Below are 21,183 nucleotides of genomic sequence, written 5' to 3' on the forward strand. Positions count from 1 at the left end.
TTTAAAACCTCCATTTGAGATGACCGCCCAAACGAGCCGTATCACCTTCACTATCACTTGTACGGGCGCCGTAGCTTCCGCGAATTTGTGCTTCAAGTTGTTCTTCGAACATTTGATGCGTTAACTGTCCCGCTACCAGCGGACCATTTCCTCCCAAGCGGTCATAACTATAACCGGCTTGGATTAAACCATCCGTTTGTGGCGTAAATTGTTCCGCCGCAATCAATGATGCAGTATGTACTTCGCGGCTATCCAATAGAGGGAAGTAACGCCCGCCTAGATTGTCCGTAAAGAGTTTTTCACCGATACGATATTCCGCATCAAGCGTGTAGTTAGCTGCCAAGTAAGGCCCTACCCCTTGTAACGTACGCGTTGCACTGAACAAACCGCTCATTGATTTAGCGACATCATCTTCACCTTTAAGGTTGTAACGGTTAAAGGCGACGCCACCGTTAAACGACCATAGGGGATTATGAACATAAGAATGATCAAAACCGATACGATCACGTGTCGCATCATCTAAGATACCTTCAATGAAGTCCCAATTGGGGCGCTGATACTCAGCATAGACACGAGAGACACCCACCGAGTTCAGCCACTGATAGGACATCCCTAAACCAAATGTATCATTATTGCCGTAGAGTGAAGCTTGAATGCGCTGACCGTCGAGATCTTCGTGAGCGATAAAGATCTCGCCACGTTGCGCATCTTCATCGAAGTTACCCAAACGACCATCGATACGACGTACATTCACTGCATCAACATCGACTGTCTGTAGTTTCGCACCGATTTCAAGTTCTTCATCGACGTAAACCAAACCTGAAAGCGTCCAGATCTTCTCATCACTATCACCAACAGAAACCCATTCGTAATCCACTTTCACATGGTTTTCAGCATCACGACGGATATTGATATCACGTTGCAACGCAAGGATATCTTCGTTTGCAGGCATGATCTCATTCGCACGCTCAAGAAGGCGCTGCGCATATTTCCAACGTCCCGTAAAGTTCAACGCGTTTGCGGTATAACCTAACAAGGTCGCGTTATTCGGATGCAATTCCGTCAATTCCAGAAGGTCGTTTGTCGCATCATAATGCTCACCTGTTTCCAGATCCACACGTGCATCCAACATTTGGTAACGCACATCCAGCTCTTCGGCAAAACGCTCTTGCGCCGAGTTTGGTGCCGTCACTGCTGTTAGAACATACCCTGCAGAAAGCGGTTGAATTTCCAAATTGTAGTTAGACTCTGCCACAATCAAAACTTCGTCATAGCTTTGGCTAACATAGCTTAACCATGGAAATTGGATTTTCGTTGCATGCAAGAGAGCAAAATTCTCCGGTACCGGGCCTTCGAAGCGTAAAACAGCCTCGTTACCATCCACTTGCACCTGATAGCGCGAAGCGCTTGATGGAGGCAAGTCAAGCGATTGCCCCACATAACCATTAGTAACGGTTGCAACTGGTGAAGAAGCCAGCAACTCTTTTGCTAAGTCATAATCTTTCAACTCAATCACACTACTAATGTAATCAGCCACTAAGAGACGGTTCGCTGGGAACTGCTGAAGACCTGACTGAAAATATTCACGACCTTGCTGCTCATCACCATAGCCAATCAAGCTTTGCGCGGTCTTAGATACAGAATCGATATCCGCTTCACGCACCACTGAAACTGCTTCCAATGCTTTTGCATAATAAGCGTTCGCAGCATCCATATCGCGATCGCGCTTCAATGTTTCCGCGAGATAATAATAGGCTTCATAATCTTCTTCGTGGTAACCAGGATTCTCTTCGCGATACTCAACGTAAGGCGTCAGATATTCTAGCGTTTCAGAGTAATCAGCGCGGCTAAATGCCAAGATACCAATCACACGCATCGCCTCTGCATCTCCACCCAAAGCATCATTCAAACGATGGTAAGCTTGCAGTGCATGCCCATTAAGGTTGTAACCACGTGCCGCACGAGCAAATAAACGCAGTGCCGATGGGCTGATATCATCACGGCTCAACAAATCATCGCCATAAGCGCCCAACTGTTCAATCTGATTCAGAGCATCAAAGTAACGATCTTGAACCGGCTTTTCATTCACAAGCTCGGGAAAACGGCTCACAACCGTTAGTAAATCATCGCGCGTTGAATAGTTAGCAACATAACTCGCCCATTTAGCTTGCGCCATCGGGTTTGTTTCACTCGCATAACGCGCACCAAGCCAGTCAATTTTATCAATATTTGGACGCGCGCCCCACAAATAGAGCAGTTGCTGGACAGCCGTGCTTTCTGGAGCAGCACCATCTGCCATCATAGCAAATAAGCTCTCAGCATCCACTCTAAAACCTTTTTCCAAAAGTTGGAAAGCAATTGAACGACGCGCTTTGTCAGACGTACTAGGATTCATCGCCAAACGCATACGGAAATCGCGAGCTTCAGAATGACGCCCTAACTTATCCAAGTTACCCGCATAAACTTCAATCCATTGCCCGCCATGGTTACGAGCGAATTCTTCGATGAACGGCAAGACAACATCTGGACGACCTGCATCAAGTAACGCATAAACCAATGCCTGCTTTTGCTTAAAGCTAACACCTGGGCGACGCATTTCTTTTCCTGCGAATTCAACAAGCTCAGCACTGTAACGATTATTTTTACGAGATAATTTCGTTAGTACATACAGATAATCTTCACGGTCACTACCGCTAAGCGTCGATTTCTCACGGAAGTAGGGCAATACCGCCTCATAACGACCATTGGCGACATAAGCATCAATCAGGAAGCCTAGATTTTTTTCGGTTTGATAATTTTTCGCTAAGACATCAACCGTATCCAAAGCAATGTTAGACTGGCGATAACGTTGCGCAGTAAAGTAGATATCACGCAGCGATTCTTCTGAAGCGTTAGGGTTTGAAGCAATCCAGCTTTTAACCACATCTGCTTTGCCATTGGCCGCTGCCAAACGAACATACATCGCTGATACAGCCACATCTTGTGGGTCTTGCTGATAAATTGGCTCAACAAGCGTTCGCGCCATCTTGTAATTACCAATTTCCATATAGATTCCAGCCGCTTGCAAAACTTGCGGCTTAGACAAAGCATCCAAGTTCAACGCCTCTAAAAACCCACCTACACAAGAACGCTTACCACTGCGCAAGCAAACATTGGCCATTTGAAGACGCTGAGCATTCGTTAACTCATTTTTATCCACCCCGTTCATAAGGGCTTTCCAATTTGGCTTATTTGTCGCGGCAGCAATCGCCGCCTGCAAAACATTATAATTAGCCGCGACATTCTCTGAAAGCTTAGCCTCAAGCACAGGCATCAACTTTGATTCAGGGCTAATTAAGGCTAATTCGATCAATGAAATCCCTTCGCTCTCTTGCAAGATAGAGAAATCTAGCGCTTGCAGGCGAGAACGCGCCTCTTCATATTCACCATTTTGCGCCAACAGATAAATATATTCGCGCTGAAGACCGGTAGGAAGCGTCATCACCCCATCCAACCAACGCAGAACTTCATATCCTTCTGTACGCTTATTTTGTGCCAGTAAAATATATGCCTTCTCGACCCCTAAAGTTGGATGCTGCGGCAGCTGACCTTCGTAAGGTTCCAGAAAGCGCATCGCAATCTCAGCATCACCACGATAATGAAGCACATTAACAAGACGCGCTATCTCCTTCATCTTAGGTTGCTTTTCGGCATATTTAACTGCTGACGCATAAGCATCTTCGACATGATCCAACTCAAGCTGATACGTCATCATCACTTCAAGATCATCGAACTTAAACGCGTCAGGATGAACCTGCCATAATTCCTGATATGTCACAATCGCTTCGTCTAATTTTTGCTGCGACGATTTCAAACGTGCTAAATTACGGTAATGATTGGGCTGACGCGTTTCCGCTGCCCCCACCAACGCTTCAAGTGCTGGCTCCTGTTTTTCATAATCTTGAGAAGCCGCGTACATTTCATTCATTGTACCGAGTGAATCGGCATTTTTCTCAATACGGTTAATCTCTTCAAGATTTCTCAGGTAATCATCCAGACGTTGCGCAAATTGATATAACTTGCCTAGCTCGTGACGAGCTTTCACATTATCTGAATTTTCTGCCACAAAACGCTGCATCACATCAATCGCTTTATCAACATCACCTGACTGCAAATGCAGATTCGTTAAAGCACTTACGACCTCAACGGTTAGATCGCCGGCTGCGAGTCGCTGCTCGTAGGTCACACGCGCCTGTTCAAATTCCTTATCACGGAACTGCATGAGCGCGATCTCACGCGCATCAGGAATTAAGACAAAGCTAAGCGCCGCGCCCAAAACAATAAGTAGTAGTAGTATCAGGTATTTTTTCATTTTTTATCCATCAGAATCGAGATACCGATCGGCGCTTTAGGGTTATCTATTACCAAGCGCAGACGATTGTAAACATCTACTTCCGCAATCCGCTCCTCGTATATTTTTTCACCATCATGTAGTTGTATTTTGGCTGCAGACGAACTCGGCATCTGAATAACAATATCAGATTTTCCGAACCCTGCTGCGGCAAAACTTAACGAATTTTTACTAAATTGCAAGCCTTTAATTTCCCAGTTACTTTCAATGACATAAGGCTGTTTGGCACTTTCATAGTCTTCAAGCTTATCCACAGGCCTTAGCTTTAGTAATACTTTTTTCTTATCCGCATCCAAAGCAATGTATAAACTGCCTTGATAATACGTCTGCCCAATCACTCCATCTGACTTATCAAAATCGACCGTTCTTAGAGTCGCTTCATCAATGCGAATCGTCCTTAACTGCGCTCTATTTTCAATACTCCAATATTCATGGCCTAGCTTACGGAACTTCACCTCGAAGAAACTATCGGCCATTGCGGCATACTCACTCGCCAAAATAGGGAATACATTTTGTTTGCGCGCAAATTCCAAATTCTCCTTCACGGCAGTTAAAGCAGCATCCTTCTCTCCAGAGTAAGTATGAAAATAGAGATTATAAGGTGCCACTCGAATCGGAGATTCTGTATTATTTACCGTCGTTTGCAGGTACTTAAAACCGAAGAACCGATCCGTCCAAAGGTTCGTATAAGTGTTCTCATTGCTATTAGAAGAATAAATCTGACGTTGCTGACCAATGGGGGCTGACAAAGGAGCTACCGTCGCATAAGAAGGGTATTCCGTATCAAAGCGCGAGTCGCCCCCATTAATATTACGCAATCCCAACTTACGGGTTTGTGCAATCGCCGCCTCAAAGGGCGTTGTATTGCCAGACCATTGATAAAGCTTTACTTTTTTTCCACCTAAAAGCTTTTCAATATAATCAATCGAGCCGCGCACCTCTCTATCAAGGTTAAACGGTTCACACGCATAACTACGTGGTGTCTTATATTTCTTTAATATAACCTCAGGGGAATTACTCGGGTCACGTATACCACGCAGTATTTCCTCTCCTGACTGGAGAACCGGCTCATATTTCTGATCAATCTGTATTTTCAATTCTTCATCACCAAGGATCATTTCAGATAAAAAGAAGCGCTCACCTGGCTGGTTAGGGAAGAATTCCTTAAACGCCTCTTCCTTATGAATATCTCCATCAGCATAGAACCCCCAATAAAGCGGATGACTGTACGTATGGCTACCTGGCTCAACATTATAGAGTTCCATAATTTTTTTAGCCACAGGCAAACTATCGGGAACCCCATAACAATCCGGACGAATTTCCGAAACAATCAATCCTACCGTAAAGCCAAAATCATCATACGGTTTAAACACCTCTTCATAGAGAACTTCAGAGGAGAGAATTTTCTTGTTTTTGTATTTTTCAACTTCCGTCAAGTTGTTCCAACCATCTCCATCAAGATGACTATAGAAAACGCGTTTTCCATAAAGCGTTGTGACATCAGGTTTCGGTAAATATGCATCCTCAAACACCTGCTTGGCAAACAAGAAAGGGTTTATAAACCACTGGCTTAGAACGAGTTCTTCTTTTTCTTCATTATATAACTGAAACACCCCATAACCTTGTGCAACATACCCCCCATTACTGTTCGTAATAATGAGATCCGCGCTCGGGTTTTTATATTGCCGAGCATATAACCTTAAGTGAGTTTTAGCATCGCTACCCACAACACTTGTTGCCAAATAAGGCGTTATTTCTCCCTGAAATTCACGCTCAAAATTCGTAATCTCGGGCGTTGCTTTCACAATCTTCACGCTATGCACAATATTCACCCAGTCATTGTGATCATGCACCCCAATACGATGCATCAATTTATTGAGTTTTTTAACATTTGCATCATCTTCACGAAACTTCTCGGAAACTCCGATCCCGCCCATGACAAGCAATTTCTTACCACTATCAATCGCCTCATGCATCCAATCCATCATCGGAGTCGGTTCATCTATCGAGGTATCCGTCAAAAACCATGTAACAATTCCACGCACTGAATCATCAAGCTTCGGCAGTGGCTTGCGAATATCATGATATTTAACAATAAAACCAAGATGGTTTAGCGGCATTTCAAGAAACTGATGAATTTTGGTATAACGAGGATCTCCCTCAAACTCACTATCATAGAGAGCAATAATATGGCGCGGAAGCTCTTCCCCTACGGCAAAATCAGCCACTTTAGCCGTCGAAGAAAGCGGCAGAACCAACAAAACAAAAATACATAGTAAATAACGTATCATTACTTAGGCTCCTCATGCTCTTCCATCAAATCAATCGTGGTGACATAAGGCACATAACCCCGCTCACGCTGTTTTTTGTAAATATCACGAACTTCCTTTTCATCCGAAATAGGCCAATAATCTAGGCTGTAAACCTTCAGATCTGGATTCACCTTTTGCGCCGCCGTAATAGCAGCAACATACTCTTGCGTCACCGCTTCAGGGAAATACTTTGCCTGCGTTGAATTGGTTTTGAAATTAACCATAATACTCTCGGCCAAAACCATATCAATATAAGGCACAACTTCCGGCAACACCGGGAATCCACGATTCAGCATAATTTTAATTTTCGGATAATGCCGGCGAATCGTCGCCAATAAATCAACAGCAGCCTGATCCATCCCTGCATATTTTTTCTTATCCTTTTCCCAAAGGTACAAGGCACTATCGAGCGTATCAAGCATCACCCCGTCAAACCCTCTATGCAAAATTTCCGGAATCTTCACTTCCACAAGATATTTCACCCATTTACGATTCCGGATATCGGTCACGAAATGATCGGGCCACTCAGGGTTCTCTTCTAACAAAACCCCCATATCTTTAATGGCCTGAAAATCATGACGGTAACTCTCTGCTTCCCCCACGCTCAAATAACCAAGAATGGTTTTTCCGCGATTTTGCAAGGGACGTAACGCAGGGTGAGCTCGACTATCAAACGCAATCACATCATAATCAATAAAGCGCTCAGAGGGCAACGCTTCACCATAATAAACCACCCATTTTTCAGCTTTATCTTTTCCTAGTGCATTAGCAGAGACAAAAAATACCGCCGATAGAACCAGCGAAACAGCGAGAATTATAAACTTTTCCATAATGCCTCCAAGCCCACTTTGAGCGAAGTTTTCGCCACTACACCCAACTGCTGATTCATGCAAGAGGCATCGCCACAGGAATGCTTAATATCCCCTTCGCGCGCTGGTTTATGCTGAATCTCAGCTATAATGGAACCGACTTCTGACAAGGTTTCCGCCAATTGATTTACAGAAATGCTTTGCTGCGTGCACGCATTGCTGACCAACTGGTCGACCTCACCCGAATGAAGTTTCTGCATTGAAGCTTCGAGCGTCGCAACAATATCCGCTACATAGATAAAATCACGCGTCTGCTCTCCATCGCCAAAGACCGCAACCGCCTGCCCTGCTTTTAGCTTATCTGCAAAAATTGAAATCACCCCTGAATAAGGGGATTTGGGATCCTGACGCGGGCCGTACACATTGAAGAAACGCAAACCGACAGACTTGAGTCCTTTAATATGCGCCCCAACTTGCGCCTGCCATTCACATGCCAACTTATCCAAACCATAAGGGCTTAGCGGTTTTGTCTCCGCGCTCTCTTTGAGTGGAAGATTGGTATTATCACCATAAGCGGCGGCTGAAGATGCATAAACAACAGGCACACCAAGCGTTGCGGCTTGATCAAATACTTCGACCGCGCCAGACTGATTAATACGATGCGTCTGCGCCCACTGCTCAACCGAACGCGTGACAGAAGCGACTGCTGCCAAATGGAAGACGCCGTCAACCCCCGACATGGCTTGCGCAACATCTAGTGGCTGAGTGATACAACCCTCGATCACCATCAAGTTACTTTCCAAGTTTTCGCGCTTACCCGTCGAAAAATCATCCAGCACAACAACGTCATGTCCGGCGCTCAGTAGCAAGTCGCATAAATGCGAACCGATAAAACCCGCTCCGCCCGTCACAAGGTATTTCATTAGATCAAACCTTCACTCTTAAAACTATAATAACCATCTGCACCAATAATGAGATGATCATGCACGCTAATAGATACGCCAAGTCCAGCCTGCACGATATCTCGGGTCACTTTAATATCCGCTGGCGAGGGAGTTGGATCACCACTGGGGTGATTATGCATCAAAATAATGGCACTTGCCCCAATTTCTAACGCTCTAGAGATCACTTCACGCGGATAAACCGGCGCATGATTAACCGTGCCACTCTGCTGCTTTTCATCAGCCAACAGCTCGTTTTTGCTATTGAGGAAGAGAATATGGAATTCCTCTTTCTTTTTACCCGCGAGCAAACTGCGACCATAATCTAATAGACTCGTCCAGTTACTGATCACAGGACCTTTGTCGACCCGTGACCGCAAGAGAACTTGAGCTGAAGCTTCAGCCGCCTTAAGCGCGGCAATTGCGGCTTCACCGATACCTTCGACTGCCGCTAATGCCTCGGGAGTCGCACTCAATACCTGACCTGCACCGCCAAAATGCTTCAGTAAACGATGGGCAATGGGCTTTACATCTCCACGCGGATGGGCCGCGAATAAGAGCAGCTCGAGCAATTCATAATCAGCAATCGCATCCACCCCACCAGCAATAAAGCGCTGCCGTAGCCGTCCACGATGCCCGGTGCGGTAATCTTCTTGCTTCGCCTCTAACTTAGCCACCATAGGGAGGGCAGTGCTTTCCAGTCGATGATTCAGTAAAGAGCTCAAAACCATCCGCCGTCACGCCAAGACTATGTTCGAACTGAGCAGAGAGTGAACGATCACGCGTCGTCACGGTCCAACCATCCCTTGCATTTAGGCGGGTTGCCGCTTTACCCACATTCACCATCGGCTCTACGGTAAAGAACATGCCTTCTTTCAAGGTCACCCCCTCGCCCGGTTTACCATAATGCATAATGTTCGGAGAGGTATGGAACTCTTGCCCAATACCATGCCCACAATAATCACGAACCACGCTATAGCCATGCTCTTCAACAAAGGTTTGGATTGCGTGCCCAATATCACCTGTCGTCGCACCTGGCTTTACTTGGCCGATACCCAACATCATCGCTTGATGCGTAATCTCTGTCAGGCGCTTTGCCTTTAGATTGGGCTCGCCCACCCAATACATACGACTTGTATCGCCATGCCAGCCATCCACAATCACCGTCACATCAATATTCACCGTGTCGCCCTCTTTAAGCGCTCGGTTTTCAGGAATACCATGGCACACGACATGATTGACCGAAGTGCAAACAGATTTGGGAAAGCCTTTATAATTGAGCGGTGCTGGAATAGCCCCCGCATCCACAATCATTTTGTGGCAGATATCATTAAGCTTTAGCGTGGTAACGCCAGGCTTTACCGCATCAGTCATGGCATCCAAAACTTCAGCGGCCAGACGGCCAGCCTTGCGCATTGATTCATAAGCGTGCGGAGGGTGAATTACGATCGGTCTAGTATCAAACATTGCTTTCAATCGGCATAAGATTTACGTTCCCCCTTTATTACGGAAAAGCACAGGAAACTGCAACCAACAAAGGCACCTAATGACAACGATTACCGCAGCCATTATTATTATCGGAAACGAAATCCTCTCAGGACGCACCAAAGAGGCGAATATGCTATGGCTAAGCGGCGAGCTCAAAGCCATGGGAATTCAACTTAATGAATGCAGCATTGTGCGCGATGAAGAAGCCGATATTGTGGCAGCCATTAACCGCCTGCGTGCTCAGAACGATTATGTCTTTACCTCTGGCGGCATTGGCCCCACCCATGACGATATCACCTCTGCCAGCGTTGCAGCAGCCTTTGGCGTAGAAATTCATCGCCACCCCGAGGCAGAACGCTTGCTTCGCAACTATTACGAACCAGACCAACAAACCGACGCCCGTATGAAAATGTCAGAAGTCCCCCTAGGCGCGACACTCGTGCCGAACCCCGTCAGCACCGCACCGGGCTATAAAATGGAGAATGTATTTGTGATGGCTGGCGTACCTAAAATATTCCAGGCTATGTTCCAACAAATTCGTCCGACCCTTAAAGGGGGCGACATTGCCCTAAACCTGACGATCACCGCTTATGTGCGTGAAGGCGATATCGCCACACCACTCTCTGCACTGCAAGATAGATTCCCTGAAGTCGAAATTGGCAGTTACCCTTTCTTAAAAGAAGCACGCTTTGGCGCACAGCTCGTTTTCACCAGCACAGCCGAAGACAAACTAAAACAGTCTCAAGCTGAAGCCATCAGCATGCTAGAAGAAATGAAGATTGAATATTCGTTAGATTAAACGGACTAGAATAAGAATTTCATACCCGCTTCGATATTATGCGAGTCATATTCCATTTCGAATTTACTGCCCGCTGCCGTAGCAAACTCACCATCAGACGTTGAGAAATAACGGTAGCCTGCCGTTAGCTCCGTGAACGGCATCCATGTCGGAACATACCCTAAACCAATCATCGCATTCCAAGCAAACACCGTATCTTCAGAACCTGATGCCGCTACGCCGGGAGTGTTTTTCAACTGGAGATCAGCAAAACCGAGACCTAAACCCACGTAAGGACGCCATTCTGGCATACTGGTCTCAGCGTCATAAAATACATTAAACAAGCCAGAGTTTGCGCGTACGCTACCAGCACTTGTCGCGCCACCAACCGTATCAATATCTCCGCGCTGATGATGCCATTCGACCTCAAGACGCATATTGCTCCATTCACCCGTTTCAATGCGGGGGCGATAACCGAGTGACACACCGTAGCCTGCACCATTATCCTGTTCAAGAGCACCGCCAATAGAGCTACTGTTAAGATCCTGCTCACCGACGAAAGTAAGCGCACCATGCAAACCGAGATACCAGTTAGGCCAACGCTTTTCAGCGTGAGACGCCGTACTGATTAGAACTAGGCAAGAAGCTGATAAAAGTGTCGCTGTAATTTTTTTCACGAGAGATCCCCTGTGTGTTTTTCTTTTTATAAGAATTAACAGGAAAGCCACACAGAGCAAACAAAACTACACGATATGATTTTAATTGCTTGTAGAGAGCGCATAACTTTGTAAAAAGGCAACAGTGCCCGCGTGGCGGAATGGTAGACGCTGCAGACTTAAAATCTGTTGTCCTTATGGGCGTGTCAGTTCGAGTCTGACCGCGGGCACCACTACCTTGATAAAAAACAGCGCGTTAGTGGTATTTACTCGCAGTTTATTCGCAACATCCGCGCAATATTGCGAATTTACACCTAATTGCAAAGCGTACGACATACCCGCAAAATATAGTATAGGCAAAAGAAGGCCCCTCGCACTAGGCGAGAGGCCTGCCGACTATATCGATCACGCAAAAGAGGATGGTTGGTTGGCTCGGGCCAAATCACGAGTCCACCTAGCTTATAGTAGGCAGACATCTGCATAACAGGCACACATTTGGATGCGTTCCGTCACAAAATTGTCATGACAACAAAGGTTATTAGTAATGTACAAACATCACATTTTTTAGTATTATGCGCAGGCTACTGCCTTTTTAGATTTTAAAAAAATGCAATTACGTATCGTTACATCAAGATAAAGGGTCAACATTGAAAAACATAACTTCTCTTTTGTTCAAAGAACAAGGATCTGTAATTGTAGAATCAGCGCTTATTTTGCCTGTTTTCCTCTTCATTGTGATGACATTTTACGAAATCACGATCATCTTTTTCTACTCGTTTGTCTTAGAAGGCGCAATGTACGAAGCAACCCGCGAGGCAAAAATTGCTGAGGATCGTTCAAGCATCTCACAACTTATTCGTGATAAAATTGGAGAGAAATCTTATGGTATTATGCCAGTAGATAAAGTGATCATCAGTACTGACCTGGCCATAAACACGACAATTGACTATAGTAACACTCCTGCAGAGCAATGCTCTAATGGAACACAATGCCCTTGTGCACCCCTCTCCTATGACGACACAAATAACAACCAAAAATGTGATGCCGGCCCGCCTGATTTGGAATTAGGCCAACCTGGCGATATGATTACCTATATTTCTTTCTACAAAAAGACAATTTTTACTCCGGGCATTACAAGCATCTTGGGCTTTCCCAATGGTGAAGCGGTTATTAGCTCGTCAACGGCCTTAAGGAACGAACCATGATGTTAAAAATATCTAGATTTATTGCTAACTTTCAACGCGAAACAAAGGGTTCGGCGGCCATTGAATTTGCCATCCTACTTCCGTTGTTACTCATATTTCTGTTTCCCGTCGTTGATTATGCTCGCTACATTCTCATGCAGCAAAAAGCAATTAAGACATCCAGCGTATTAGCTGACTCCATATCTATGTCAGTGCCGATGGATATTTCTGCAGATCCATCTGATTTTGGCTATAATAACGCACTCTTAACGACTGATTTAATCCAAGAATATGCAAATTTAGCCTTTACTTTAATGACCCCATTTGGCAGCTCACCAAACGCTATCAATGTCACTATTTCCAATATCGATAAAAACGAAAATGAACCGCCCGCCACCTCGTGGCGTTATAATAATCAGACCGGTTTTGCATCTGACTTATCAACCATAGACCCCGGTATCGCTTCAAGTTTTATTACCAATATGGGAGATGGAGAAAACCTGATTTATGTGACCGTTTCCGTTGATTTCAACCCATTTAGCCCTAATTTGCTCGCTTTCGGCGTTCCTTTCTTAGAAGAGACCCAAGTTGTTTCCAGTCATCTTTATCGTAGTCGTTATGGCGAACTCACCACCCCTTTAGGCGACCCTTCAGCCGTAGAATTCCCTTGCGTAGAATCCGAATATGAAATCTGCTCTCAGGGTGACCCTCAATACGGGTACCTCTGCTATAAAGTGCCCAACAATTGCCCATGCCCCAATGACACCACCTTTTACTCAATTGATCCACCGAGCTTAAAAGAGTGCCGCAAGAATGGCCCCTGCTTTGGTCTGTCAGCATCAGAATGTGAATGTGAAGAAGGCGAAGTATTTACAAACGGTGAATGCTGTCCAGCAGGCCAAATATTTACAAATGGTCAATGTGAGGCTCCTGTAACCTGTGGTGCATGTGAATATTACAGTTCATCCACTAATCAGTGTTACCCTATATCCAATTGCGGTGGTACTGGTACTGGCACTGGCACCGGCACTGATGACCCACCACCTCCACCGCCTTGCACTCAATGTTGGTGTGACCCGAGCCTTTGTGGCCCTCCCCCTCCACCGCCTTGTTATCAATGCTATTGCAATCCTGCATATTGCAACCCGTTAATGGAGTAGATGATGTTACGTAGATTACTAAAAGATGAATCAGGGACAGTCATAGTGCTCTTTGCACTTATGATTAATGGTCTAATGATTCTACTCGCGCTTAACCTAGATTTAGGGCGGGCCTACTTGACGAAGACTGCCATTGGCGCAGCGGTAGATTCTGCTGCACTGGCAGCCGGTCATGAAGATGGTGACATTACCGATGTTCAGGCATTTTTCGAGGCTAACTTACCGCCAGACAAATATGGAATTAACTATGTGTATGCAGATAATATCAGTGTTACTCAGGATCCAAGCGATAATAGCCTAGAAGTGCTCGCCAATGACCTTGAGGTTCCTTACTTTATCGGCTTTAGTGGGAGCGTAAGCTCTGGTAAAGTTTCAAACGGCACGAAAGTACAAGTCGCATCTTCCGAGACTCCTCTCATTGATTATTATCTTGTGGTTGATGTTTCAAATTCCATGTCCCGAGTAGACAGCATTTCGCCGGTTAGTGGCACTACTGTGAGCCGTCAACAAGCAGCGAAAGAATCAATCCGCAATATGGTTGACCTGCTATCAACTTATGACAATGAAGAAGGGCGCTTTAGATTAAATGCAGTGGCGTATGGCACATCAACCGCCGCAACCCTGACAAACTTTACTAATCTCGCTTATTTTACCGACGCTAAGTTAGATCAGCTCCTCATTCTAAAGGGAAGCACCTGTGGCAGCTGTGGTTTAAGTGAAGTTGAAAGCCTTATCCAGAGTAGTAGCCGCCCTGAAGCTATTAAGGTGGTTATCTTTATGACGGATGGATATTTCAATTCTACGGTAGGAGCATCAGGGCCAACCTGGCCACTCCGCCTTGAGCTGAATCAGTGTCTGGGTTTCTGCGGTGGAGCAGTGGTGGAAAATGGCGATACCGCTGCATGGCAAACCACTCCTACCGGTTACAATTCACCTATTTATGATGTGGCACGCTCTACTGGAGAATTCAATACTGCATGCGATACCAATACTTATGCTATTGCAACTTACCCTGCCCCGGCAACCTATCCGGCTAGCTTTCCTACGGCACTTCAGGATCAGTGTATGCCTGCCTATGCAGAAGTCATTGATTACTGCGATCAAATAAAAGCACTTAACGAAAATACAATATTTTGGACGATTCGTTTTGGTGATTTCACCAGCGAGGCGGGTATTAGCACCGCACATGCAGAAGGCATTACAGGGGCTACGATGGATTATTGCGCCAGTGCACCAGAGAACTCTCGTGTCGCACAGAGCGGTGTTATACTTTCAGATGTTTTGACTGAGATTGTGAACTCTACGGTTAGCCTAAGATTATTACGCTAGCTGGTTTTACAATGAACTCTCTGCTGTGTCTTGTTCAACAGTGTCGAGTACAGAGTGGTTCTCTTAACCAGATCAATTAAGCAGGACAGTTAGCAGCGCCCCTCTTGCAGGCTAGACGGGTTCGAATTGGGCGCTGTTGTTGCAATGACAGGAGCATTCTCAACTTCATCACAGCCATCACTAAAGCCTTGCATTTGCTGTTGTATCGCCGCTAGATCGACAGGTCCGCATTGCTGAGGCTCCGCTTCACACACGATATCTTGCTTCCAGTTCATATCAATTCCTTGCGCTTGAGCAATAATCGCATCCATTTTCTGACCGTTTTGCTCTAACACGCCGTCGCAGTTTTCTTGCGATTGTGCATATTCGAGCAACTGACGGTGCATCACCTTCTCAACGCCTTTAGCGAAATGGCCTTCGCCTACCACCTCAAGCAAGTCACCCGCGCTTAGGTTACCCGTACGATTGATGCGGTCAGCAAATTCCGCCGCCACTTCACGAATCGAATCCACTTGCATTTCGTTCAAATTTTCAAGATCCATATCTCCAATTGGCAGACCCGATGCCGCCACCAAGCCGATAATAGACCCAATCCCAACCTCTGCACCTGAAGCATATTCTTCGCGTATTTGTGCAAGTACTTCATGCGCTGGCGGCCCCATATAAGCCTGATAAGCTGCATACGCAGGTATCGTCAGCCTACTCACTGGATTTAGTGGGTCTGAATAGAGATCGACTATCACTCCAACTGTGTTTTGCTTCATTTCTTCAGCAACAATGGGATTCACCTCAGCGTAAGCACGTACATCAGCATCTGTCACTGCATTAACAGCTACATCCCTACCTTGGGTTTTCTTGAGGAATCGGCTAACCACTGCTGCATGATCCAGTCTCTGATCTATTTTGCCATTGTTAAGCTCGGCATAGGCAAAGCCGGCAGTCATTGCGACGCCCGCTAAGGGCACCCCCCGAGTCATCCCCTTGAGACTACTACCCACAACTTCTCCGGCTAGTTTACCGGCTAGTAAACTACCCATTTTGTTCGTAACTACGGCAGAAACCCTTCCCGTTGCCCGCCCAATATGCGCCGTACGAGCACCTAATAATGTGGATTCCCCTGTCACGGCAGATAGCGCTTTGGAGGCATTCGGGTTGGCTGCCAGTTTATTGCTAGCATGGCGGAAAATAGCTTCACCAGCCGTTCTCTCAACCACCTTTTTGCCAACTTCTTTAACCACTTTTTCTTCGACGGCTCGCTCAGAAATATCACCCGTTTTCTCCAGAAAATAATCTAGAAAGCTCCTGCCTGCGCGTGATATGTCATATATATTTACCATAGCAATAGTATAACACTGTATTATTAAGATCGTGTGACAGCCTGAAAGCATTTCACAGGACTATCTTACTCTATAATAAAGATTATTTAGCAACTGTCAGTCGTACCAGCAAGGTTATAGTTTTTTCAATACGACAAGCAACGCCGCATTAAGCCTTCAATATCGTCACATGGCCCATTTTGCGGCCTGCGCGGGCTTCTTTTTTGCCGTAAAGGTGGACTTTAGCATGGGGGTTTTTGATATGATCCTGCCAATCATTAACCTGATCGCCGATAAGGTTATGCATGACCGCATCGCAAATACGCTCGGTTCCGCCTAATGGCAAGTTACAAACTGCGCGAATATGTTGTTCGAACTGGCCGGTGACACAGGCATCCATCGTCCAATGCCCTGAATTATGCGGGCGTGGAGCCAGCTCGTTAATCAGCACCTCACCTTTTCTAGTGACGAACATTTCGACAGCAAGAAGGCCGCGCAAATCCGCCGCTTTTGCAAGAGTGAGCGCGTATTTTTGCGCTTTCTTAGAAAGTGGTTTTGATAAATTTGCCGGAGCAATCGTTTTATCCAAAATATGATTTTTATGGATATTTTCCACCGGGCTGAAACTTGCCTGCTGGCCATTCAAACCACGCGAAACAATCACCGAAATTTCCATTTCAAAATCAATGACGGTCTCTAACACGCACTCAACGTGTCCAAGCGCATCCCACGCCGCTTGTGCCGCATCCTCAGTTTCGATACGAACCTGCCCTTTACCATCATAACCAAGCTCTGTAGTTTTGAGGATGGCAGGCACCCCTACCCGCTCAATCGCGCGATCCATCTCCTCTGCCGAAGCAACACGGTGGTAATTCGCCGTTGGGATTTCATGTGCATTGATAAAGTTTTTCTCACGCAAACGGTTCTGCGAAATTTTCAGTAAGTCCGGTGACGGACGCACTGCAACCGATTCCTCTAACAGCTTTAAGCTTTCATGCGGGATGTTCTCAAATTCGAAAGTAACCACATCAACCTTCTGCAAGAAATCACGCAGGGCGAGTGTATCTTCATAAGAAGCCACCGTATATTCAGTTGCGACCTCAAAAGCGGGAGACCCTTCTTCTGGACAGTAGATATGTGTTTTGTAACCCAACTCAGAAGCGGCATTGACGAGCATACGCCCCAACTGCCCTCCGCCTAAAATACCAATAGTGCTACCGGGCGTGATGACTGTTTTATCATTAACCATCAGTCGGAGCCTCTGCTACAGAATCGGTTTGTGCCTGACGGTAAGCTGTCAATTTTTGTGCAACGGCCTCATCATGTAACGCGATGATCGAGGCGGCTAAAATACCTGAATTTTTCGCACCTGCATCGCCAATAGCGAGGGTACCGACGGGCACTCCACCTGGCATTTGCGCGATAGAAAGGAGGCTATCCATCCCCTTAAGCGCTTTACTTTGAACGGGAACACCGAGAACCGGAAGTGGCGTCATAGCAGCGATCATGCCCGGTAAATGTGCCGCGCCGCCTGCCCCTGCGATGATGACGTGGATGCCATTACCTTTCGCAGATTTTGCAAATTCGATCATTCGGTCAGGCGTACGATGCGCAGAAACAATCTTCGTTTCCACCTCAACGCCTAAATCTTTAAGAACCACTTCGGCATGCTTCATGGTTGGCCAATCGGACTGGCTACCCATTACAATACTTACTTTTCCAGCCATGCCACTCAAGCCCCTAACATTAAAAAAGGATAGTAGTTTTTTTTACTAAAATGTCAAAAAAGAAACCACCGGAAAGCTAATAGACATAATCTAAAAGGCTTTACCAGTGGTTCTTTTACAATTCCTAGAAGGGAATCTTAATCGTTGCCTTTGCGGGACATCTTGCGTGCACGGCGGATGGATTCAGCTGCCTTGCGAACGCGGACTTCAGATGGCTTTTCATAGTGGCGACGCTTTTTCATTTCGCGAAAAACGCCCTCACGTTGCATCTTTTTCTTGAGCACACGCATAGCCTGCTCAACGTTATTGTCACGTACGGTTACTTCGATCAAAACTCTTACCCCCTTATCAAGATAGGTATATTAACATAAATAGGCGTTGTGCGTAAGGGATAATGCTTCCCTTATCAAGCTTTTTCTATTAGATATCTTCGCCTACTGTCATTCTGACCGTTTAGTGAAGAATCTAAGGTCCTTCACTGCACTCAAGGTGACAAACCATACAAAAAGGAGACTAAAATGGTAAATGTTGGAGGAATTGCTGGCGATCAACTGCGCAGCATCATCGATCGTATCGAACGCCTAGAAGAAGAAAAGAAAGGCATCGCAGACGATATTAAAGAAATTTTTGCCGAAGCAAAAGGCAATGGCTATGACGTCAAAGCTCTGCGCAAAATCGTCTCTTTACGCAAAATGGAAGTGGCCGATCGCCACGAGCAAGAAATGATTCTTGATACTTACATGCGCGCATTGGGCATGTTACCTGAGCTGGATGACGAAGTCGAAGCGGCTTAATCAAAACTTAATAGAAATGTAGTAAGTTGGGGGTATGGTCAACACGCCCCCAACCGAAATTACAGACCTCATTGAGTCTCTTGATATTTCAAATGAAGCCGACAAAAAAGGCTGGATAAGCTTAGCCAGCATTATACTCAAAGATGCTCCGAAAGATCGCTACAACGCCTTCCTTAACTTGTATGATATCACAACAGGGAGAATTTCATCGCCTCAATGGCAGCATGATGAAAGGCTTAGTCTAGGCATTTCTGTCCTACTCACCCCTTTAAAGCTCAAACACAAAAGCTCACTTGTAAGCGAAGAATTCTTTAAACTTCAAACATTCATCACCAACAAACTCATCATAAAAAAGGAAGAGTTGAAATCCAATATCTCTACCTCCAACATTTCCAAAACAGATGCAAACGATCAACTGGAATATGAAGCAGCCCCACAATTAGGAACCTTACGAATACTCTATAACGAGTTAGCCCATCAATACGCCGCCCGACATTCCAGCTCCAACCCGCAAGCGAAACAAACCAGTCGAGAAACTCTTGCTCGTTACATGCTTGAAAATTCTTTACGAAACGCCACCCTTGATTCAACAGGGAACGCCAAAATAGCAGGGATGTTCAATAAATTTATTCAACTGCGCTCAAGAGGCGAGAAATTAAAACCCACTACCTCCCTTGAAACAGAAGACTACTCTTTGCTAAACATACTTTCTGACAATTCCATCGACATACAGGAAGTTTCACAAACACCACTATATCAATACATCACCTCCAACCTTACAGAAAGAGAACAATCTATTTTCACCATGAAGTACATTGACGGGATGAAAAACAAAGATATAGCCGCTGAACTAGACGCAAAAGTAAGCACAACCAATGTACATGTCTTTCGCATAAAGAGCAAAATTCAATCCCTTGTTTCAAAAGTTACTTTAGATGAAAGATCCGGACGGGTCATATCAAAGAAAGTCGCCTTAGCAACAAAATTAGATAAAATGGCCGCTCGAAAAGGACTCCACATCGGGGCGCAACCTAAGTACACTAGCTGGTCTGAAAAACTAGATGAAATAGCAAAAGATAAAGGAATTGACACAATTATCTCCCCCTACACCAGGCATTAAAAGGGCGGCGAGTTCACACTCACCGCCCTTTTTGCATTAGGATAGCTTTTTCGCTCTAGGCTAAGCGACTTCGTCTGGGTGATATTGACGGATTCGCTCTTTAATACGAAGTTTTTGCTTCTTCATTTGGGTAATTTTCACAAAATCTGGTAACGGTCGCCCTACTTCAAGATTGATTAGACTTTCAAGCACGGCATGCTTGCGTTCCAAGTTTTCTGTATGTCCTACGATATTCATAACTGCCCTCTTCCGTGTTAATGTTAGTGCTATTTTACACTTTGATTTACAACCTGCTTTGCTGCTTTTCTCCAATAAAGCAAAAGTTGGCAATATGGTCAATATTTTTCTTCGGTCAAGACCAAAATAAAACTTTTCGCAAGAAGCTTTTCACTTTATAGCCAAACACATCATGGAGTTACAAAAACGCATCATTATTGGCATTAGCGGCGCAAGCGGAGCCATCTACGGCATTCGCGCATTAGAACTCCTCAAACCGCTCGAACTGGAGACACACCTCATCATCTCGCCGGCAGCTGGCATTACGATTTCGCACGAAACGGACTACTCGCTCGATGATATTAAGGCGCTGGCCGATGCCGTGCATCCTTATAAAGATATCGCCGCCTGCATCTCTAGCGGCTCATATCAGACGCTGGGCATGCTAATCGCCCCCTGCTCGATGCGCAGCTTGGCAGAGATCGCCACAGGCGTCACCAGCAGCCTCATGAGCCGCGCCGCCGATGTGATCTTAAAAGAACGCCGCCGCCTAGTGCTGATGGCACGCGAGACGCCGCTGACCAGCATCCATATTGATAACATGCAGCGCGTGACCCAAGCCGGCGGGATTATCTACCCGCCCGTGCCGGCCTATTACCATAAGCCCGAATCCATTGATGATATCGTCAATCAAACTGTCAGCCGTGTGCTCGAGCTGTTCGACATCAACACCGGTAAAGTGGTTCGCTGGAAAGACTAGCCAGCAATTGTCATCAAACTGTCACATGCATTAAGCGCGCCTTTCGGTTATAGTTTAAGGGTCTTATTTTTTGGAGCTGACACCTAACATTTAAATTGTTAGGAGTTATTGATGTATATAAAGCATTGTAAGTTATCGAGAAATAAGCAGTTAGAGTTGATAAAATATTTCATTGCGGGTTCTACGGCCAGAACAGCAGCTGA

The 21,183-nt window shown here is 45.7% G+C and carries 19 protein-coding genes and 1 tRNA gene; 8 read left to right on the forward strand and 12 right to left on the reverse strand.

Annotation, left to right across the window (positions count from 1 at the left end; translation table 11 throughout):
• Position 1: 1 nt before the first annotated feature.
• The 6 genes from P8P30_06250 to map are packed head-to-tail and all read right to left on the reverse strand — an operon-like array spanning position 2 to position 9,919.
• Positions 2 to 4,351, reverse strand: a complete 4,350-nt coding sequence (locus P8P30_06250; GenBank protein MDG1287152.1) for a hypothetical protein — start codon at positions 4,349 to 4,351, stop codon at positions 2 to 4.
• Complete coding sequence (locus P8P30_06255; GenBank protein ID MDG1287153.1) at positions 4,348 to 6,681, reverse strand: hypothetical protein; 2,334 nt, start codon at positions 6,679 to 6,681, stop codon at positions 4,348 to 4,350. Before P8P30_06255 ends, P8P30_06250 begins: the two co-directional genes overlap by 4 nt.
• Complete coding sequence (locus tag P8P30_06260; GenBank protein ID MDG1287154.1) at positions 6,681 to 7,532, reverse strand: endo alpha-1,4 polygalactosaminidase; 852 nt, start codon at positions 7,530 to 7,532, stop codon at positions 6,681 to 6,683. Before P8P30_06260 ends, P8P30_06255 begins: the two co-directional genes overlap by 1 nt.
• Positions 7,517 to 8,434, reverse strand: a complete 918-nt coding sequence (locus tag P8P30_06265) for an NAD-dependent epimerase/dehydratase family protein (GenBank protein MDG1287155.1) — start codon at positions 8,432 to 8,434, stop codon at positions 7,517 to 7,519. The genes P8P30_06260 and P8P30_06265 overlap by 16 nt, the downstream gene beginning before the upstream one ends.
• Positions 8,434 to 9,132 (reverse strand): DNA repair protein RadC, encoded by a 699-nt coding sequence (radC, locus tag P8P30_06270; protein MDG1287156.1) that lies wholly within the window; start codon positions 9,130 to 9,132, stop codon positions 8,434 to 8,436. The genes P8P30_06265 and radC overlap by 1 nt, the downstream gene beginning before the upstream one ends.
• Positions 9,122 to 9,919, reverse strand: coding sequence for a type I methionyl aminopeptidase (gene map, locus P8P30_06275; GenBank protein MDG1287157.1), 798 nt, complete (start codon positions 9,917 to 9,919; stop codon positions 9,122 to 9,124). Before map ends, radC begins: the two co-directional genes overlap by 11 nt.
• 79 nt (positions 9,920 to 9,998) lie before the next feature.
• Here map and P8P30_06280 point away from each other — a divergent pair, with 79 nt between their 5' ends.
• Positions 9,999 to 10,739, forward strand: a complete 741-nt coding sequence (locus tag P8P30_06280) for a competence/damage-inducible protein A (GenBank protein MDG1287158.1) — start codon at positions 9,999 to 10,001, stop codon at positions 10,737 to 10,739.
• A gap of 5 nt (positions 10,740 to 10,744) precedes the next feature.
• Here the strand turns inward: P8P30_06280 and P8P30_06285 are convergent, their stop codons facing one another.
• Complete coding sequence (locus tag P8P30_06285) at positions 10,745 to 11,395, reverse strand: outer membrane beta-barrel protein (GenBank protein MDG1287159.1); 651 nt, start codon at positions 11,393 to 11,395, stop codon at positions 10,745 to 10,747.
• A 126-nt stretch (positions 11,396 to 11,521) separates the two neighbouring features.
• On the opposite strand from P8P30_06285, the gene P8P30_06290 reads away from it, so the two are divergent.
• The 4 genes from P8P30_06290 to P8P30_06305 all read left to right on the forward strand — a co-directional run bounded on the left by P8P30_06290 (position 11,522) and on the right by P8P30_06305 (position 15,047).
• A tRNA-Leu gene (locus tag P8P30_06290) sits at positions 11,522 to 11,607 on the forward strand.
• 435 nt (positions 11,608 to 12,042) lie between these two features.
• Positions 12,043 to 12,579, forward strand: a complete 537-nt coding sequence (locus P8P30_06295) for a pilus assembly protein (GenBank protein ID MDG1287160.1) — start codon at positions 12,043 to 12,045, stop codon at positions 12,577 to 12,579.
• Positions 12,576 to 13,718 carry a TadE/TadG family type IV pilus assembly protein gene (locus tag P8P30_06300; GenBank protein ID MDG1287161.1) on the forward strand — a complete coding sequence of 381 codons (1,143 nt, stop codon included), beginning with the start codon at positions 12,576 to 12,578 and terminating at the stop codon, positions 13,716 to 13,718. Before P8P30_06295 ends, P8P30_06300 begins: the two co-directional genes overlap by 4 nt.
• Entirely contained in the window at positions 13,719 to 15,047 is a 1,329-nt protein-coding gene (locus tag P8P30_06305; GenBank protein ID MDG1287162.1) for a VWA domain-containing protein, read from the forward strand.
• 89 nt (positions 15,048 to 15,136) lie between these two features.
• Here P8P30_06305 and P8P30_06310 read toward each other — a convergent pair whose 3' ends face one another.
• From P8P30_06310 to rpsU, 4 genes are all read right to left on the reverse strand, one after another.
• A complete protein-coding gene (locus tag P8P30_06310; GenBank protein MDG1287163.1) occupies positions 15,137 to 16,384 on the reverse strand; it encodes a hypothetical protein in 1,248 nt (415 codons plus the stop codon).
• A gap of 148 nt (positions 16,385 to 16,532) precedes the next feature.
• Positions 16,533 to 17,612: a 5-(carboxyamino)imidazole ribonucleotide synthase gene (locus tag P8P30_06315; protein MDG1287164.1), complete on the reverse strand. Its 1,080-nt coding sequence runs from the start codon at positions 17,610 to 17,612 to the stop codon at positions 16,533 to 16,535.
• Positions 17,605 to 18,090 (reverse strand): 5-(carboxyamino)imidazole ribonucleotide mutase, encoded by a 486-nt coding sequence (purE, locus tag P8P30_06320; protein MDG1287165.1) that lies wholly within the window; start codon positions 18,088 to 18,090, stop codon positions 17,605 to 17,607. Before purE ends, P8P30_06315 begins: the two co-directional genes overlap by 8 nt.
• Before the next feature lie 137 nt (positions 18,091 to 18,227).
• Positions 18,228 to 18,422, reverse strand: coding sequence for a 30S ribosomal protein S21 (gene rpsU / locus P8P30_06325; GenBank protein ID MDG1287166.1), 195 nt, complete (start codon positions 18,420 to 18,422; stop codon positions 18,228 to 18,230).
• A 186-nt stretch (positions 18,423 to 18,608) separates the two neighbouring features.
• On the opposite strand from rpsU, the gene P8P30_06330 reads away from it, so the two are divergent.
• Both P8P30_06330 and P8P30_06335 read left to right on the forward strand, forming a co-directional pair.
• Positions 18,609 to 18,884 (forward strand): DUF2312 domain-containing protein, encoded by a 276-nt coding sequence (locus P8P30_06330; protein ID MDG1287167.1) that lies wholly within the window; start codon positions 18,609 to 18,611, stop codon positions 18,882 to 18,884.
• A 34-nt stretch (positions 18,885 to 18,918) separates the two neighbouring features.
• Positions 18,919 to 20,004 carry a sigma factor-like helix-turn-helix DNA-binding protein gene (locus tag P8P30_06335; GenBank protein ID MDG1287168.1) on the forward strand — a complete coding sequence of 362 codons (1,086 nt, stop codon included), beginning with the start codon at positions 18,919 to 18,921 and terminating at the stop codon, positions 20,002 to 20,004.
• Between the two features lie 60 nt (positions 20,005 to 20,064).
• Here the strand turns inward: P8P30_06335 and P8P30_06340 are convergent, their stop codons facing one another.
• Positions 20,065 to 20,241 (reverse strand): YdcH family protein, encoded by a 177-nt coding sequence (locus P8P30_06340; GenBank protein MDG1287169.1) that lies wholly within the window; start codon positions 20,239 to 20,241, stop codon positions 20,065 to 20,067.
• A gap of 172 nt (positions 20,242 to 20,413) precedes the next feature.
• Between P8P30_06340 and P8P30_06345 the strand changes: the two genes are divergently transcribed.
• Positions 20,414 to 20,980, forward strand: a complete 567-nt coding sequence (locus P8P30_06345; GenBank protein MDG1287170.1) for a UbiX family flavin prenyltransferase — start codon at positions 20,414 to 20,416, stop codon at positions 20,978 to 20,980.
• Positions 20,981 to 21,183: the final 203 nt, after the last annotated feature.

It is taken from the genome of Rickettsiales bacterium, from assembly GCA_029252805.1.
Lineage (GTDB): Bacteria > Pseudomonadota > Alphaproteobacteria > Rickettsiales > JALZUV01 > JALZUV01.

Coding starts and splice junctions, on each gene's coding strand:
- P8P30_06260 (MDG1287154.1), bottom strand. CDS start 7,532: ATGGAAAAGTTTATAATTCTCGCTGTTTCGCTGGTTCTATCGGCGGTA.
- P8P30_06345 (MDG1287170.1), top strand. CDS start 20,414: ATGGAGTTACAAAAACGCATCATTATTGGCATTAGCGGCGCAAGCGGA.
- P8P30_06340 (MDG1287169.1), bottom strand. CDS start 20,241: ATGAATATCGTAGGACATACAGAAAACTTGGAACGCAAGCATGCCGTG.
- P8P30_06255 (MDG1287153.1), bottom strand. CDS start 6,681: ATGATACGTTATTTACTATGTATTTTTGTTTTGTTGGTTCTGCCGCTT.
- purE (MDG1287165.1), bottom strand. CDS start 18,090: ATGGCTGGAAAAGTAAGTATTGTAATGGGTAGCCAGTCCGATTGGCCA.
- P8P30_06310 (MDG1287163.1), bottom strand. CDS start 16,384: ATGGTAAATATATATGACATATCACGCGCAGGCAGGAGCTTTCTAGAT.
- P8P30_06315 (MDG1287164.1), bottom strand. CDS start 17,612: ATGGTTAATGATAAAACAGTCATCACGCCCGGTAGCACTATTGGTATT.
- radC (MDG1287156.1), bottom strand. CDS start 9,132: ATGGTGGCTAAGTTAGAGGCGAAGCAAGAAGATTACCGCACCGGGCAT.
- P8P30_06330 (MDG1287167.1), top strand. CDS start 18,609: ATGGTAAATGTTGGAGGAATTGCTGGCGATCAACTGCGCAGCATCATC.
- P8P30_06265 (MDG1287155.1), bottom strand. CDS start 8,434: ATGAAATACCTTGTGACGGGCGGAGCGGGTTTTATCGGTTCGCATTTA.
- P8P30_06280 (MDG1287158.1), top strand. CDS start 9,999: ATGACAACGATTACCGCAGCCATTATTATTATCGGAAACGAAATCCTC.
- map (MDG1287157.1), bottom strand. CDS start 9,919: ATGTTTGATACTAGACCGATCGTAATTCACCCTCCGCACGCTTATGAA.
- P8P30_06305 (MDG1287162.1), top strand. CDS start 13,719: ATGATGTTACGTAGATTACTAAAAGATGAATCAGGGACAGTCATAGTG.
- P8P30_06250 (MDG1287152.1), bottom strand. CDS start 4,351: ATGAAAAAATACCTGATACTACTACTACTTATTGTTTTGGGCGCGGCG.
- P8P30_06335 (MDG1287168.1), top strand. CDS start 18,919: ATGGTCAACACGCCCCCAACCGAAATTACAGACCTCATTGAGTCTCTT.
- P8P30_06300 (MDG1287161.1), top strand. CDS start 12,576: ATGATGTTAAAAATATCTAGATTTATTGCTAACTTTCAACGCGAAACA.